Origin of the sequence: Comamonas testosteroni (assembly GCF_030505195.1) — a bacterium.
In the GTDB taxonomy this organism is placed as follows: Bacteria; Pseudomonadota; Gammaproteobacteria; order Burkholderiales; family Burkholderiaceae_C; genus Comamonas; species Comamonas testosteroni_G.
This window is the reverse complement of the sequence record NZ_CP129672.1, coordinates 244,657-258,644: the sequence shown is the minus strand read 5'-3', so window position 1 is coordinate 258,644 and position 13,988 is coordinate 244,657. Positions and strand designations below refer to the sequence as shown.

Below are 13,988 nucleotides of genomic sequence, written 5' to 3'. Positions count from 1 at the left end.
CAACCATGGATTCCGATATGAAAACGATGCAAGGCATTCGATCCCTGATGCCGTCCCTGAGCGCGCTGACGGCAGCCCTGGTGCTGGCGGGTTGCGCCAGCGCACCGCCCACGGTGGCCCAGCATGCCGGCGTTGCACTGCCCGCAAACTTCAGTGCCCAGGCCGCAGCCGCGGGCTGGACGCAGGCCGCCCCGGCCGAGGCCCAGCCGCGCGGTGCCTGGTGGCGGGTATTTGCCGACACCGAACTCAGCGCTCTGGTGGAGCGTGCGGGTGAAGCCAATACCGATGTGCAGACCGCTGCGGCACGTCTGGCCGAAGCGCGGGCGCTGCTGCGCTCGGCCGATGCCCAGCGCCAGCCGCAGATCGGAGCCTCTGGCGGCGCGGCGCGCCAGGCCGGGGCGAACACCGCCAGCGGCATGCAGCCCGCAACCCTGGTCACGGCCGGCTTGAACTTCTCCTACGAAGCGGATCTGTTCGGCCGCCTGTCGCGGGCCAGCGAAGCGGCACGCGAGGATGCCAATGCACGCGAGGCCCTGCTGCAAAGCACGCGCCTGATGGTGCAGGCCGATGTGGCCCAGACTTATCTGCAACTGCGTTCGCTGCAGACCGAACGCCAGCTGGTCGAGCAGAGTCTGGCGGCCTATCGCGAGACGTTGAGGCTGATCGAGAAGCGCTACCGCGCCGGCGATGCGGCCGAGCTGGACGTGGCGCGCATGCAGACCGAGGTTTCGGCCACCGAGGCCGAGACACTGGCGTTGGAGCGCCAGCAGGCGGCCCTCACGCATGCGCTGGCCGTGCTTGTGGGGGATGTCGCCACTGGCTTCACGCTGGCCTCGCAGCCTTTGCTGGCAACGCTGCCCGTGATTCCGGCAGGCGTGCCCGCGACGGTACTGGCGCGTCGCCCCGATGTGTCGGCAGCCCAGGCATCGGTACTGGCGGCCCAGGCGCGCGTGGGCGTGGCCCAGGCTGCATGGTTTCCGGCCATCACGCTCACGGGCAATGGCGGCTATGCCTCGCCGGAGCTGGGCGATTTGTTCAAGTGGTCGGCACGCTCCTGGGGCATAGGTGCCTTGCTGTCCCTGCCCATCTTTGACGGCGGCCAGCGCGCCGCGCAGGAGGAGGGGGCCCGCGCGCGTCTGGAGGCCGCCGTGGCAGCCCAGCGCGGCCAGGTACTCGCGGCCTTTCGGGATGTGGAGGATCAGCTCAGTGCCTTGCGCCTGCTCTCGGGCCAGGCCCGCGTGCTGGGGCAGGCCGTGCAGTCTTCCGAGCGGGCCACGCACCTCTCGGACGTGCGCTACCGCAACGGTCTGGTGAGCCAGCTGGAGCTGCTGGATGCACGCCGCAACGAGTTGCGCAACCGTCGCCAGGCCTTGCAGGTGCGTACCGCGCAGTACACGGCCACGGTGGCGCTGATTCGCGCGCTGGGCGGGAGCTGGGACAGCGGCGAGACCGTGGCGGCAAGCAGCTGAGGCGAGAGCTGTCCTGTCCGCCCTGGCGGGCGGTTTGCCGGCTTGTCGCCTGCTGCTCAGCCAGCCGGTGCTTGCAGCGCCCGGACAGGCTCAGCGGTTTGATGGGCATCAAGGCAGGACCTTCGGCTCTGGCGGTGCAGGCGCCAGTGGTGCTAGATTCATTGGCGGTCCATGTGGATCGTCAATGGATGCTTCATGAACATCACTTTTCACGGTGCGGCGCAGTCGGTCACGGGCTCCTGCTTTCTGGTTCAGGCCCATGGCTGCCGCTTTCTGATCGATTGCGGCATGGCCCAGGGGGGGCGCGAGGCCGACGAGCACAATCAGCAAGCTTTTGCGTTTGACCCCGCAAGTCTGGATTTCGTCGTTCTGACCCACGCGCATATCGACCACAGCGGTCTGCTGCCCAAGCTCGTGGCCCGGGGCTTCAAGGGGGTAATCTATGCCACGCTGGCCACCAAGGACCTGCTCGAGGTTTTGCTCAAGGACAGTGCCCATATCCAGATGGTGGACGCCGAGCGTGCGGCGCGGCGTCAGCGTGAGGGCAAGGTGCGCGAGCGCGAGCTGACCGTGCCGCTGTATTCGCTGGCCCATGTGGCGAGCACGCTGGAGCAGGTCCAGGCCATGCCTTATGGCCACAGCTTCGAGCCCCATCCTGCGGTGACCGTGCGTTTTCAGGATGCCGGGCATATTCTGGGCTCGGCCATTGTGGAGCTGTGGCTGGCAGACGGCCTGGGAGGCACGCGAAAGCTGGTGGCCAGCGGCGATCTGGGCCAGCCGGGGCGGGTGATTTTGCGCGATCCCACGCCGATCACGGACGCCGATCTGCTGCTCATCGAGTCCACCTATGGCGACCGGCTGCACAAGAGCACGGGCGATACCCTGGAGGAACTGGTCGATGTGGTGACGCGCACGGCTCCCCATGGCAATGTGGTCATCCCGGCATTTGCCGTGGGGCGCACGCAGGAGCTGCTCTATCACTTTCTGCAGCTGATCCAGCAGCAGCGCCTGCCGCCGGTCGAGATTTTTGTGGATTCGCCGATGGCGGTGGCGGCTACGGACATCACGCTGCGGCACTTCAGCGTGTTCGACGAGGAGGCCAGGCAGTTGCTGGGCAGCGTCAGAAGACTCGAGGAGTCGCCGCACATTCATTTCGTCAGCGATGTGGAGGACTCCATCAAGCTCAACCGCATCAGGAGCGGCGCGGTCATCATCTCGGCCAGCGGCATGTGCGATGCGGGACGGGTGTTGCATCATCTGAAGAACAACCTGTCCAGGCCCGAGTGTGCGGTGGTGATCTGCGGCTTTCAGGCCGAAGGGTCGCTGGGTCGCAGGCTGGTCGACGGTGCCAGGCAGGTGCGCCTGCTTGGAGATGAAGTCGAGGTCCGTGCCGGCATTCATACTCTGGGCGGCTTTTCGGCCCATGCCGACCAGCAAGCTCTGCTGGACTGGGCGGCCGCTTTCACCCGTCCGCCGCAGCAGACCTTTGTGGTGCATGGGGAGCCGCATGCCTCCCTGGCCTTGGCCACGCTGCTGCACGAGCGCCTGCATTTCTCGGTGCAGCTTCCGCAGCCGGGCCAGGTCTTCGAGTTCTAGAGTGTGCCGGGAAGTCTCCGAGATGCGGAATCCTCCTGGCGCGCGGCCTGTTGCATGATGTTCTGGCGGCGATGCCTGATGCCGGTCGAGGCCGGATTCGTGCAGCGGCTTTTCGGCACTGCGCTGGATGAACTGCTGCCCGGCATGCGTCTGCATGTGCGGCGTCTGGGCGATACCAGGCGCGCGCTGTCCCTGGGCGGCGGGCGGATCTATCTGCCGCGCAGCTTTTTTGAGCATGCTGACCCGCATCGGCCGCTGCGGCTTGCCCACCCTGTGGTGGCAGGCGTCTTCGCCCATGAGCTGCTGCATCAGTGGCAGCGCCTGCAAGGCCGTGCGGTGACGTGGGAGGCGTTCGGCCTGCATCTGCGCGCGGCTTGCCTGCGGCGCGATCCCTACCACTATCAGGCCTGTGCAGATCCGCATCAGATGCTGCAGTGCTTTCTGGACGCAAGCGTGGAGCAGCAGGGGCAGATCTGGCAGGACCATGTTCAGGCCCTGGTGCAGGGCCAGCCGCTGGCTTGCATGTGCCTGATTGCCGAGCATGTGCACCAGGCTCAAGTTGGCCAGACCAGGCCGGGCCAAACCAGGCCGGGCCGGGCCCGCAAAGACTAGGCAGCCGGGTTGAGCGCGGCTATCAGATCGTGTTCGTCCACATCGCGCGCCGCGCCGAAGCCGGCGACATGCCTGCCGCCTTGCGGTGTGATGCAGACAAAGCGAAAGTCGCCCAGCACTGTCATGGGCTCGGCTTCGGGAAAGCGCTCCAGATAGCTGGCCCGGGCGCCTTGCCATAGGCCGCTGTCGCGTGGCGCAGTGGATGCCACGCCCTGGATGCTGATGCGCTCCAGCGCATGCACGGCTTCGCCAGCGGACTCTGGCCTGCTCATCAGCAGGCTGACGGCGGGATGCAGCTCCATGGCCAGTGTGTGGCTGGCCAGCGCACTGACATGCAGTACCAGGCAGCTGAATTCGCCACTCCAGGCCCATGGCACCAGAGACAGGCCCGGGGCCGGAAGATATCCGGGCGCTGAAGAGCCTGCCTGCGGCTGTACGGCCAGGGCGGCGGTGCGCTGGCTGGCGAGTAGCTGGCGCAGCGACTGCTGCAGGCGTGATTCATGAGGCATTTGCGTATGGTAAGCCAGGGCGCGGAGCCGGACCAGCGCGAGCCGCGGCAGGCCGCACCAGGCGTCACCTGAGTGACCGGCTGTTGGGGGCATCCCGGATGCCGGGCCGAGGCAGCAGGCCTAGTCTTGGGAACTGATTAGTCCACCCGGACTATATATACGCTTTCTCTGATTGTCTGACTCATGCCCGCTCACCATAAGTTTTGGCCCAATCGGCTGCCACATTCCATCACCGTTCCTGCAACCAGCGTCTGGGAGAACCTGGCTGTCAATGCCAGGCGCTACCCGGACAAGGCCGCGCTGGTGTTTCTGGGTCGCACCACGACCTATAAGCAGCTGTGCGAGGGTACGGAGCGCATGGCCGCCTATCTGCATGGCCTGGGCGTGAAAAAAGGCGACCGCGTCATCGTGCTGATGCAAAACAGCTCGCAGTTGGTGCTGGCGCATTACGCCATCTTTCGAGCCAATGCGGTAGTTGTGCCGGTCAACCCCATGAATACGGCGGAGGAACTCAGGCACTACATCACGGATTCGGGCGCCAAGGTGGCCATCACCACGGCCGATCTGGCGCCGGAGCTGGCCAAGGCCAGCAATGCACTGGAACCTTCCGAGGCGCTGCAGCACTTGCTGGTGACACGGTTCACCGACGGCTTTGATGCCGATGTACAGGGGCCGGATGCACCTCCCGAAGCCTGGCGCAACTGGCTGCTCGGCGAGCGCGAGCCCGCACAGTTGAGCCATGGCCAGGTGCATGCCTGGACGCAGGCGCTGGCCTGCAGCGAGCTGCCGCCCCCGCATACTGCGGGCCGTGACGATCTGGCCGTTCTGCCCTATACCAGCGGTACCACGGGCCAGCCCAAGGGCTGCATGCACCTGCACCGCAGCATCAACCACAACGCCATCTCCGGCGCGATGTGGGGCACGGGAACCAGCGAGAACGTGGTGCTCGCTGTCGTGCCCATGTTTCACATCACGGGCATGGTGTCCGTGCTGCACAGTGCCATTTACATGGGGGCGACGCTGATCATCATGCCGCGCTGGGAGCGTGAACTGGCCGGGCGCCTGATCTCGCACTATCAGGTCACCAACTGGACCAATATCCCGACCATGGTGATCGATCTGCTGGCCAGCCCCAACTTTGCGTCTTTCGACCTCTCCAGCCTCAAATACATCGGCGGCGGCGGCGCCGCCATGCCCCAGGCCGTGGCCCAGCGACTGCTGGAGCAGTACGGGCTGCGCTTTTGCGAAGGCTATGGCCTGACCGAAACCGCAGCACCCTCGCACAGCAATCCGCCCGATCATCCCAAGCAGCAATGCCTGGGCATTCCCTTCATGAGTACCGATGCGCGCGTGATCAGCCCCGACACGCTGGAGGAAGTGCCCCAGGGAGAGCAGGGCGAGATCGTGGTCAACGGCCCCGAGGTTTTTGAAGGCTACTGGCAACGCCCCGAGGCGACCGAGCAAAGCTTTATGGAGCTTGATGGCAAGCGCTTTTTCCGCACCGGAGACCTGGGGCGCGTGGATGAGGATGGCTACTTCTTCATCACCGACCGGCTCAAGCGCATGATCAATGCCAGCGGCTTCAAGGTATGGCCGGCCGAGGTGGAATCCCTGATGTTCCGCCATCCCGGGATTCAGGAGGCCTGCGTGATCTCCGCCAAGGATGCCTATCGCGGCGAGACCGTCAAGGCCGTGGTCGTGCTGCGTGCTGGCCATGAGGCTACGACGGCAGAGCAGATCATCCAGTGGTGCCATGACAATATGGCGGTCTACAAAGCGCCGCGTCTGGTGCAGTTCGTGACGGCTTTGCCCAAGAGCGGCAGCGGCAAGGTGATGTGGCGAATGCTGCAGGAGCAGGAAGTCGTAGCCTGAAATGCAAAGAGGAGGAATGGCGGAGAGCAGCTTCCGCGTAGATTTGCGGCATAGCGTGCTTTGTGCTTGATTCTATGTTTCTATAGGCCAATGTATTGGCCTGTCCTTACTTCGTTAATGACTGCTGCCTGGTCTTGGTCAATGGCTGAGACCGGCCAAGAGCGGCAGGTCGGCACCATTGCCCGACAGGCAGCCTCAGGCTGGCTGCAGTCATCCGGTTTTGGATAACTGGCACAGCTGCCGTCATTGGCGGTCATTGGACTTTTCGTGTCCTGAGTGATCGCTGTACCACCAGGATCGGCCATTCAGCAGAGCTCTTGCAAGGGCAATCAAGGATCACTGGATCCATGCGGGTCAAAGCAGTTTTCCTGGCGACGAACGGGTGGTTCTACCTCATTGCGGGCCTCGAGCGCTGTTCCGAAGATGCGGTCAGAGCGTGGGTGCTGCGTTTTCACTCCCAGGCCTATGCGGAGTCATTTACCAAACGCCTCAGCGGCCAGTGAAAATATGGATCGCTCGAGGCGAGTCAGGACATCCGGTCATCCGAGACTGCGCCGGGCAGACGTTGCAGCCCGTGGTCAAACCAGCCGACTTGCTCCGTGCTGCGTACATCCAGCTGGGGTACATAAGGCTTGATGTCGAGTACAGGCGTACTGTCCAGCATGTCGTTGCCGCGAAAGCACAATATGCGTCCCTTGACCTGCACCAGTTGCACAATGGACAGACCAAGCCGGTTGGGCCGCGCTGGAGCACGGGTCGCAAATACGCCGTGGCTCACCGTATCCATAAACGGCACGACTTCCAGCTTCTCCACCGCCTGGTGCAGATGGGTGATCAGGATGAGGAACTCAAAGCCTTCGATATCACGCAGTCCTGGGGCGAACTCTTCGAAGACCTCCAACTCACCTTCAACGTCGGCTGCTGCCACAGTCTGTATCGGCATTCCCTGGGTACTTTGAAAAGGGCTATGAATGATGCCAATGGGGCGTAGTGTGATGGTGTCTGTCATAAGCTGCGGCTCAATATTTTAGAGTGTTATATTCCAAGGAATATAACGATACGCTGCATGCCAGCGCTGGCCTCTGCAGAGGATCTGAATGTTGAATGCTGTTAATCACCACGAGAGCACTGCCAATTTGAATCAATATCGAGCGCGGCGTTCCTCACGGCGCCTCTTTGCCCGCAATCTGCTGGGACTGGCGGGCATGGTCACGCTGCTGCTCGCCACGCCCGTCAGAGCCGCAGAGTCAGTGCTTGTTGCCGCCATGGGCGGCTACCGCAAACCGGTGCTCGAACTAATCGAGGCATTTCGCAAAGAAACGGGTGTTGAAGCGCAGGCTGCATTCGGCCACATCAAACAGATCGAGACCCAGGCTAGGCAGAATCGGGAAGTCGTTTTTTTGATCGGTGACAAGAGTCTGCTGGAGCCGACCGGACTATTCAGCAACTTTGACCGGCTCGGTACAGGTCGGCTGGTTCTTGTCTCAAGCAAAGGCAAATCCTTGAGTAGCCTTGACGAGCTCAAAAACATGGCCTTCACGCGCGTCGCAATTCCTCATCGCACGCGGACCGTATTTGGCAGAGCGGCCGATGAGTGCGTGAAGCGACTTCACCTCGCCGATGCGCTGGCTCCCAAGTTGCTCGAGGTTGAAGGTGTGCCTCAAGTTGGTAGCTACATCACCTCGGGCGAAGTGGATGCGGGGTTCGTGAACAAGACCGAGGCGCTGGCGATTGCCGGGCGCGCAGGCTCCGTGCTCGAATTGCCACAGAGCTGCTACAACCCGATTGAGATATCGCTTGGCACAGTCAGGGATCGCGCCCTCACCGAGGCACAAAGTCGCTTTCAGGCCTTTATGCAAGGTGACACCGCGCGGCGCATCATGACCGCCAATGGTCTTTAAACCTCTGCCCGGCTGTTTTGCTCGCTGAGACCTGTGCCTGGACCTCCATCCCACTGACACTGCAGGTTATGGGCTGGAGCGTGTTGCTGCAACTGGCGCTTGGAGTGCCCATTGCCTGGGCTTTGGCTCGCTGCGCATTTCGTGGCAAGGCCTTGCTCGACGCGCTCGTGACCTTGCCGCTGGTCTTCCCGCCTATTGTCATTGGCTATGCACTGCTGCTGTTGTTGGGGCGCGAGGGCTGGTTGCTGGCTTGGTTACCTCTGGAATGGAGGCCGCATTGGGTGTTCAGCGAAACCGGCCTGGTGATTGCTGCGGTGGCTGCAGGCCTTCCGCTGATGGTTAAACCGTCCCAGGCCGCGTTTGCTGAAATCGATGAGTCATTGCGGGAGGTGGCAGCGACGCTGGGCGCAAGACCTTGGCAGGTGTTTATGAAGGTCGAGTTGCCGCAGGCCAGGCTTGGTATTCTGGCCGGACTGGTGTTGGCCGTTGGCCGCGCGATGGGGGAAGTAGGCATCTCGCTGATGTTGGGTGGCAATATCAGTGGGCGCACCGAGACGCTGTCGCTGGCTGTTTACAACCATGTGCTGGGGTCAGAGACAGATTGCGCGAATGCGCTGGCTCTGGTGCTGACTGGAGTTGCAGCATTGGCATTCTTTCTACTTCGGAAGCTTGAAAGACCGGTCGCGAAAAAAACGTGAGAATTTTCTCGGTTCTCGGCGTGCAGTGCGGGCCTAGCCATGCGGCTCAGGTGATCCACCGCGCACCTCGGGACCCGGCCGCAGCCAGCTCAACGGGCCTTTATGCTGCGCTGCGTGAGCTACTGGCCGCCGAGCCAGATGACTCAGGGCTGCTGCCAGGTTGCCAAAAGGCTCTGACGGCATTGAGCATGGTCGGCTTGCGCGGCTCGGCTGCGGTCTTTATGCTGCCGAGGCTGATGAATCCAGCCAGAGACTCTGTGGGGTCAAGCCCCAGCTCAGCACACAACAAGGCATCGAAACAGCGCTCGCCGCTGAGCATGATGGCACCGAAGCCGAGTTGGTGCGCGGCATTCATGAAGTTGCCTAGGGCGCAGCCGGCTGCCAGCCATTGCTCGCGCTCCGGCACTCGCATGCGCAGCTGAGGCGACACGATGAAAGCCAGCAAGACAGGACTGCGCGTGGCATGCTCGCGCGCACGTTTGACGTCTTCACGGGAAGCGAGAGGGTCGCGGCGCAGTTTCTCCTGCTCGAACAGATCTGCCAGGATCGCGCGCGAGTCGGCAGTGAACACAAGCACACGCCATGGACGCAGACCACCGTGATCTGGAGCACTTAACGCCGCCTCGATCATCAGATCAATTTCTTGGCTATCTGGTCCCGGCGCTTCCAGTCGTTTCGGTGATACAGAGCGTCGCTCCAGCAGAGGTGAAATGGCCTTTCTGCGGTTCGAGGCGGCAAACACATGCTTGAGTGTGGCAACCGCATCGGACAAGCTCTGGGCCCAGGCCACGACCTTTTCGCCTTCTGCCGTGAACCCGCGAAACGCTGCCCCGGCTTCTACCAGTGAGCAGCCGTATTCGCGCTCCATATCGGCAACGGCCTTGCTCAGCTGTGCTTGAGAGACCTTGCACTCGACTGCTGCGGCTACCCAGTCCTGCTCCTGGTGGAGGGCTAGCAGGTAGGAAAGGTGATCTTGCTTCACTAAAGCCCTCTATTCAACGTGATTGCTGCGCAGCGCCAACAAGGCATTGTTTGTTAGAACGCGCCGATGGACGGTGATTGGGGTCACCCGCATGCGCCATGTGCTCACAGGTTCTCGCCCAGCCAAGCTTTGCCAACTGGCCTAAATGTTCCAAGGCCGGGCTTGTTTTCAGTCTCCGGTCCCCGAATATCGGATCAGGGGGCGCAACATGGGCTTGAGGGGGGCGGGCGTGTTGTCCAGCTCGCACAGCGCATCTGCCTGCTCATACAAGGCGGCGGTCACGCTGGGTGGATAAGCCTGGTGCAGATTGGCCACTGCAATGCGGGTATAGAGCGCAGACGCGATGGCCTTGCGGTGCTCTGGCTGCTCGAGGTGCAGCCCCCATATCGACTCATCCAGCAGAATCTCCAGCACTTGCAGCCGCTCTTCGACACTAAGCTTTTCGCTTCCCATATAGATCTCGATTTTCGTAAGCGTTGGGGAGGACTGAGCAGCCTGAAGCAGCAGTCCATGCGCGTCAGTAGATGAGGTCCATCAGGCCATCTCTCGTTATATTCGAGTATATATTACGATGGGTTGGGTAGTCTCCCGACAGAGGCTTGGAAGCTCTGCCGCAGCCAACAACGAACCCGACTGGATGTATTGAGCGCCCGCGGTGAAGGCGCATACATTGCTCCCGGTCATGAGGTCCAGGGTGCAAAGTGCTACTTTGGCATGCACTTCCATGGCCGAGCGGGATACCTGCAAATCAGCGCGTCTGTCAGATGCCTGCCTAGCTGCTCTGGACCAGGGCGACCAGCTTGTCCAGATCGGACTGGCATGCTTTGAGTGCCTCTTGCTCTATACGTCGATACAGTGCGACGACCACATGCCCTGTTTCCGTGAGTGCTGTACCGCCGCCATGAGAGCCCCCGGTTGAGGTGATCACTGCCGGAGCATTCAACGCATGATTGATTCCATCGACAAGCAACCAGGCCCGTCGATAGGACATGCCCAGGGACTTTGCAGCAGCTGCAATGGATTTCGTTTCGTTGATGGCCTCCAGTAGTTCAATTTTCCCCGGGCCGATGGCAATGATGTCACCTGTCATGACGCGCATGCGAAGCTTCACTGCCGGTGCAGCAGGATTGGAGTCGGAAGTTGTAGCGGACATGCGGATAGGAATCGGTAGACGTGAAATGAAGGAGGATGCAGTGTCAGGCACCCTGGCAGCGCGGGAATCCACCCCGGCACATCCTGAATTATGGCGAGAGCTTTGGCTTTAATGCCGAAGCAGCCATATCTGAGCTGCCATGTTTACTCGAGACAGTTTTTCCTAGAAGAACGCCGGTACTCCCTCCTGCGTGCTACTTAGCTCTTCGGTGTCACCGATTTTTTGATGTGAGCGGCCGCTATTGGCCCCAAAGCAAGCTCACGCGTCAGAACTGCAATTTTGTGGACCGCCGCAAAGCGGTTGTCGACATGTCCGTAGCCATAGACGGCAGCGGGTCGTTCAGCGACAGTCGCAGATCGGCCTAAAGCGGACTGCGAAGTGAAGGACAAGCGGCCACATATAGCTCCTTTCATCTCAGCCGACTGGCAACCGCACGATGACACTTCCCTAGATACGCTCATTTTGAAAATGACTCATATCGCGGGCAACAAGCGTAACGCTTCATGTTCAGGGCTCACCCACGTGACCCAAACATCAAGTCAACTCTAGCAATCAACTCATTGACTGGTAGCTGCCGCAAAGCATTGAGCACATCAACAAGGACCGAGTGGCCGTGAGCTCGATGTGTGCGCTTGCTCATCGAGCGTGTCTCGTTTCTTTTGGCTACTTTTAGCCAAAATTCATGGACTAGAGTCGCCCCCTTTAGCTGATTATCGAGAGTCAACAGAGGGCCGGTCTAAGCCAGTGCTGCCAGCTAAAAGCAGTCACACCCTACCGTTGCCATGCCTCGATTCATATTGATCCAAGTGAAAAAATCATTGAACCATTCATTGGGGGAGACCGCATGAAAGCGTTTATCCCATTGTGCATTGCCTCGCTGTGCTCCGTCGCATCGGCTCAGACCAACGTGCCCTCGGGCCGCATAGTCCCGACTCCCATCTACGGCGTCACCGTGGACGATGTGAGTCGGCTTAGCGACATCACGCGCAGCCTATCGTCGCTGGCCTACCGGCCTACCACGCGTATCGTCTTCGATGAGTTCGTCAACCCGGACTATTACCGTAAGCCAGCAGTGGAAATCTCCAAAGTGTCCTATGTGATGGGTGAGATATTGGACTCGTACTACGTCAAGCAGTACAGCGTTGATGGATACATACAACGGACTAATCAATACCTCAATGCGTTGTCGGATGTAGTGGATATTTGGGAAGTAGCCAACGAGGTCAACGGCGAGTGGCTGGGCGCCAATGCCGATGTGGTGGCGAAGATGACCAACGCCTACAGCATCGTGAAAGCGCAGAACAAGACGGCCGCGCTCACGCTCTACTACAACCAAGGCTGCTGGTCTCAACCCTCCAATGAAATGTTCAAGTGGGCCGAAGCCAATGTCCCTGCCTACATGAAGCAAGGTCTGGATTACGTCTGGATTTCCTACTATGAGGATGACTGCAATGGACTCAAGCCCAACTGGCAACAGGTGTTCGACAAGTTGCGCGTGATGTTTCCCAATTCCAAGATCGGGTTCGGGGAAGTGGGTACCTCACGAAAAACCAAGAAGGCCGAGTACCTGAGCCGCTATTACACGATGAAGATCACTACTCCGAATTACGTGGGCGGTCACTTCTGGTGGTACTTCAGGCAGGACATGGTGCCCGTCACCAAGGAGCTGTGGACTACCCTGAATACGGCGATCAAGGCGGCGCCCCGGTAGGTCAGTGAAGCCTCCGCGAATCGTCGCGCCACTCCCAGAGGCGGCAACTGCAGCAAGAGAACGCCAAGCTCAAGCGCATGTATGCCGATTGGGCGCTCGTGCACCATGCCCTGAAGGATGGTGCAGAGCGAAAGCTCTAACCCCGGAGCGTCGGCAGTCCATCGTGCATGCGCTCATAGCCGAGCATCGCCTAAGCCAGCGCAGAGCTTGCCAAACTGTGGGCTTGGCTCGATCATCGCTGCGATAAGCACCTGTGGCCTGTGACGACTCAGGGGTGATGGACTTCATCCAAAGATACGTGGCATTGAATCCTCGTCACGGGTTTGGACTGCTTGACGCCAGCGCCCGCTATCAAGAACAGCCCTGGGGCAAGACCGTGCTTTGGCGTGTGTACTGCCAGCTAAAGCTGAACCTGCCCAGACGGGGCAAGAAGCGTTTGCCTCAGCGCATCAAGCAGCCGTTGGGGCAGCCCACAAGCCGAATCAGGGCTGGAGCTGTGACTTCATGTCCGACGCCCTGTGGTCAAGCCGACGCTTAAGAACCTTCAACGTCATTGACGAGTTCAGCCGAGAGTGCCTGTGCATCGAGATTGATACCAGCTTGCCTGCGCCCCGAGTGGTGCGGGCATTGGAAGAGCTTGCCGAGATCCGCGGGGTGCCGCCGTCCATTCGCCTGGACACCGGGCCTGAGTTTATCGGTGCGTATTCCGGTTGAGTTGACAACCTGTGCCGGTTGCGATTGACCAGTTTGCAGACGGTGACTGGCTGCGTTCGGCCATTACCAGTCTTTCGGAGTTGGGTTAGCGGGACCCTTTCTATCCTGTGTTGCTGAAATTTCTTCTAGCCCGCAGTATTAGGTTCTCCGAAAATTCAGCGCCAAACAGGCATGCAATCTAATGGATACGTGCAAACTGGCTTCTAGCTTCCTAACCGTGATGTTATCCAGGAGCCTTCAGTCTGCTGTACTCTTGGCTGGTGCCTTTATTGTGTCTGCCTGTTCCAATGCAAACGAGGAACTTCCTGCCATTCTTCGTGGGGTTAGTGCAGGCAGTGGTTACTCTTCCGCTTGCCCTGTACGTAAGGCAGACGAGGTTTCGAGCACTCGCAAACTAGCCATTTCACCGGAACTCAATCAACGCCTGCTCGAAGCGTTTCCTCCAGGGGCGACCGAAGAAGCACTGAAAAACTTTCTTTTGAAGCAAGGCTTTAGCTTTCATGGTGCCTGTGATATTGACCCGTTCGTCCGCCATGCCTCCTTCAACCAGAAGGGAAAAGGTTCTCTAGCGTACCGCACTCATGTCCAAGTTTTCTGGGAAGTAGACGCTGACGGGAAAGTCGTTTGGACAAAGGGGGTCGTTGGCTTCAGTGGTCTCTGAACGAGTTCAGTGAGTCCAAACTCTGCGCAGGTCGGCTCGGGGTCGTCCAGAGCCTGCACTCCCGGCCAGGTGCAGACTTCCAAGCATCGCTTTAGATGTACGGTCCCAGG

14 protein-coding genes are annotated in these 13,988 nt (G+C 60.5%); 9 read left to right on the top strand and 5 right to left on the bottom strand.

What is annotated here, in order from left to right; genetic code table 11:
- The first annotated feature begins 5 nt into the window (after positions 1 to 5).
- The 3 genes from QYQ99_RS01120 (at position 6) to QYQ99_RS01110 (ending at position 3,677) form a co-directional block, all read left to right on the top strand.
- Positions 6 to 1,469 (top strand): efflux transporter outer membrane subunit, encoded by a 1,464-nt coding sequence (locus QYQ99_RS01120; RefSeq protein ID WP_302093080.1) that lies wholly within the window; start codon positions 6 to 8, stop codon positions 1,467 to 1,469.
- 195 nt (positions 1,470 to 1,664) lie between these two features.
- Positions 1,665 to 3,065, top strand: a complete 1,401-nt coding sequence (locus tag QYQ99_RS01115) for an MBL fold metallo-hydrolase RNA specificity domain-containing protein (protein ID WP_302091047.1) — start codon at positions 1,665 to 1,667, stop codon at positions 3,063 to 3,065.
- Positions 3,066 to 3,143: 78 nt separating this feature from the next.
- Positions 3,144 to 3,677: a hypothetical protein gene (locus tag QYQ99_RS01110; RefSeq protein ID WP_302091046.1), complete on the top strand. Its 534-nt coding sequence runs from the start codon at positions 3,144 to 3,146 to the stop codon at positions 3,675 to 3,677.
- On the opposite strand, the gene QYQ99_RS01105 is transcribed toward QYQ99_RS01110, so the two are convergent.
- A complete protein-coding gene (locus QYQ99_RS01105) occupies positions 3,674 to 4,186 on the bottom strand; it encodes a pyridoxamine 5'-phosphate oxidase (RefSeq protein ID WP_302091045.1) in 513 nt (170 codons plus the stop codon). The genes QYQ99_RS01110 and QYQ99_RS01105 overlap by 4 nt on opposite strands.
- Positions 4,187 to 4,369: 183 nt before the next feature.
- On the opposite strand from QYQ99_RS01105, the gene QYQ99_RS01100 reads away from it, so the two are divergent.
- The gene (locus QYQ99_RS01100; RefSeq protein WP_302091044.1) at positions 4,370 to 6,058 is read left to right on the top strand and encodes a long-chain fatty acid--CoA ligase; all 1,689 of its coding nucleotides are present in this window, start codon (positions 4,370 to 4,372) and stop codon (positions 6,056 to 6,058) included.
- Between the two features lie 526 nt (positions 6,059 to 6,584).
- On the opposite strand, the gene tsaA is transcribed toward QYQ99_RS01100, so the two are convergent.
- The gene (gene tsaA / locus QYQ99_RS01095) at positions 6,585 to 7,067 is read right to left on the bottom strand and encodes a tRNA (N6-threonylcarbamoyladenosine(37)-N6)-methyltransferase TrmO (RefSeq protein ID WP_302091043.1); all 483 of its coding nucleotides are present in this window, start codon (positions 7,065 to 7,067) and stop codon (positions 6,585 to 6,587) included.
- Between the two features lie 88 nt (positions 7,068 to 7,155).
- On the opposite strand from tsaA, the gene modA reads away from it, so the two are divergent.
- Positions 7,156 to 7,959: a molybdate ABC transporter substrate-binding protein gene (modA, locus tag QYQ99_RS01090; RefSeq protein WP_302091042.1), complete on the top strand. Its 804-nt coding sequence runs from the start codon at positions 7,156 to 7,158 to the stop codon at positions 7,957 to 7,959.
- Positions 7,960 to 8,027: 68 nt separating this feature from the next.
- Entirely contained in the window at positions 8,028 to 8,657 is a 630-nt protein-coding gene (modB, locus tag QYQ99_RS01085) for a molybdate ABC transporter permease subunit (RefSeq protein ID WP_302091041.1), read from the top strand.
- A 100-nt stretch (positions 8,658 to 8,757) separates the two neighbouring features.
- On the opposite strand, the gene QYQ99_RS01080 is transcribed toward modB, so the two are convergent.
- From QYQ99_RS01080 to QYQ99_RS01070, 3 genes are all read right to left on the bottom strand, one after another.
- A complete protein-coding gene (locus QYQ99_RS01080) occupies positions 8,758 to 9,639 on the bottom strand; it encodes a nitroreductase family protein (RefSeq protein ID WP_302091040.1) in 882 nt (293 codons plus the stop codon).
- A 168-nt stretch (positions 9,640 to 9,807) separates the two neighbouring features.
- The gene (locus QYQ99_RS01075; protein WP_302091039.1) at positions 9,808 to 10,092 is read right to left on the bottom strand and encodes a hypothetical protein; all 285 of its coding nucleotides are present in this window, start codon (positions 10,090 to 10,092) and stop codon (positions 9,808 to 9,810) included.
- Between the two features lie 319 nt (positions 10,093 to 10,411).
- Positions 10,412 to 10,738, bottom strand: coding sequence for a winged helix-turn-helix domain-containing protein (locus QYQ99_RS01070; RefSeq protein WP_302091038.1), 327 nt, complete (start codon positions 10,736 to 10,738; stop codon positions 10,412 to 10,414).
- Positions 10,739 to 11,636: 898 nt separating this feature from the next.
- Here QYQ99_RS01070 and QYQ99_RS01065 point away from each other — a divergent pair.
- From QYQ99_RS01065 to QYQ99_RS01055, 3 genes are all read left to right on the top strand, one after another.
- Positions 11,637 to 12,503, top strand: coding sequence for a hypothetical protein (locus QYQ99_RS01065; RefSeq protein ID WP_302091037.1), 867 nt, complete (start codon positions 11,637 to 11,639; stop codon positions 12,501 to 12,503).
- 504 nt (positions 12,504 to 13,007) lie between these two features.
- Entirely contained in the window at positions 13,008 to 13,217 is a 210-nt protein-coding gene (locus tag QYQ99_RS01060; protein WP_302091036.1) for a DDE-type integrase/transposase/recombinase, read from the top strand.
- Positions 13,218 to 13,398: 181 nt separating this feature from the next.
- Positions 13,399 to 13,878 carry a hypothetical protein gene (locus QYQ99_RS01055; protein ID WP_302091035.1) on the top strand — a complete coding sequence of 160 codons (480 nt, stop codon included), beginning with the start codon at positions 13,399 to 13,401 and terminating at the stop codon, positions 13,876 to 13,878.
- Positions 13,879 to 13,988 lie beyond the last annotated feature (110 nt).

Bases quoted from the DNA above. Each gene is read 5' to 3' on its own strand.
- QYQ99_RS01120 (WP_302093080.1), top strand. From the start codon at position 6: ATGGATTCCGATATGAAAACGATGCAAGGCATTCGATCCCTGATGCCG.
- QYQ99_RS01115 (WP_302091047.1), top strand. From the start codon at position 1,665: ATGAACATCACTTTTCACGGTGCGGCGCAGTCGGTCACGGGCTCCTGC.
- QYQ99_RS01110 (WP_302091046.1), top strand. From the start codon at position 3,144: ATGCCGGTCGAGGCCGGATTCGTGCAGCGGCTTTTCGGCACTGCGCTG.
- QYQ99_RS01105 (WP_302091045.1), bottom strand. From the start codon at position 4,186: ATGCCTCATGAATCACGCCTGCAGCAGTCGCTGCGCCAGCTACTCGCC.
- QYQ99_RS01100 (WP_302091044.1), top strand. From the start codon at position 4,370: ATGCCCGCTCACCATAAGTTTTGGCCCAATCGGCTGCCACATTCCATC.
- tsaA (WP_302091043.1), bottom strand. From the start codon at position 7,067: ATGACAGACACCATCACACTACGCCCCATTGGCATCATTCATAGCCCT.
- modA (WP_302091042.1), top strand. From the start codon at position 7,156: ATGTTGAATGCTGTTAATCACCACGAGAGCACTGCCAATTTGAATCAA.
- modB (WP_302091041.1), top strand. From the start codon at position 8,028: ATGGGCTGGAGCGTGTTGCTGCAACTGGCGCTTGGAGTGCCCATTGCC.
- QYQ99_RS01075 (WP_302091039.1), bottom strand. From the start codon at position 10,092: ATGGGAAGCGAAAAGCTTAGTGTCGAAGAGCGGCTGCAAGTGCTGGAG.
- QYQ99_RS01070 (WP_302091038.1), bottom strand. From the start codon at position 10,738: ATGCGCGTCATGACAGGTGACATCATTGCCATCGGCCCGGGGAAAATT.
- QYQ99_RS01065 (WP_302091037.1), top strand. From the start codon at position 11,637: ATGAAAGCGTTTATCCCATTGTGCATTGCCTCGCTGTGCTCCGTCGCA.
- QYQ99_RS01060 (WP_302091036.1), top strand. From the start codon at position 13,008: ATGTCCGACGCCCTGTGGTCAAGCCGACGCTTAAGAACCTTCAACGTC.
- QYQ99_RS01055 (WP_302091035.1), top strand. From the start codon at position 13,399: ATGGATACGTGCAAACTGGCTTCTAGCTTCCTAACCGTGATGTTATCC.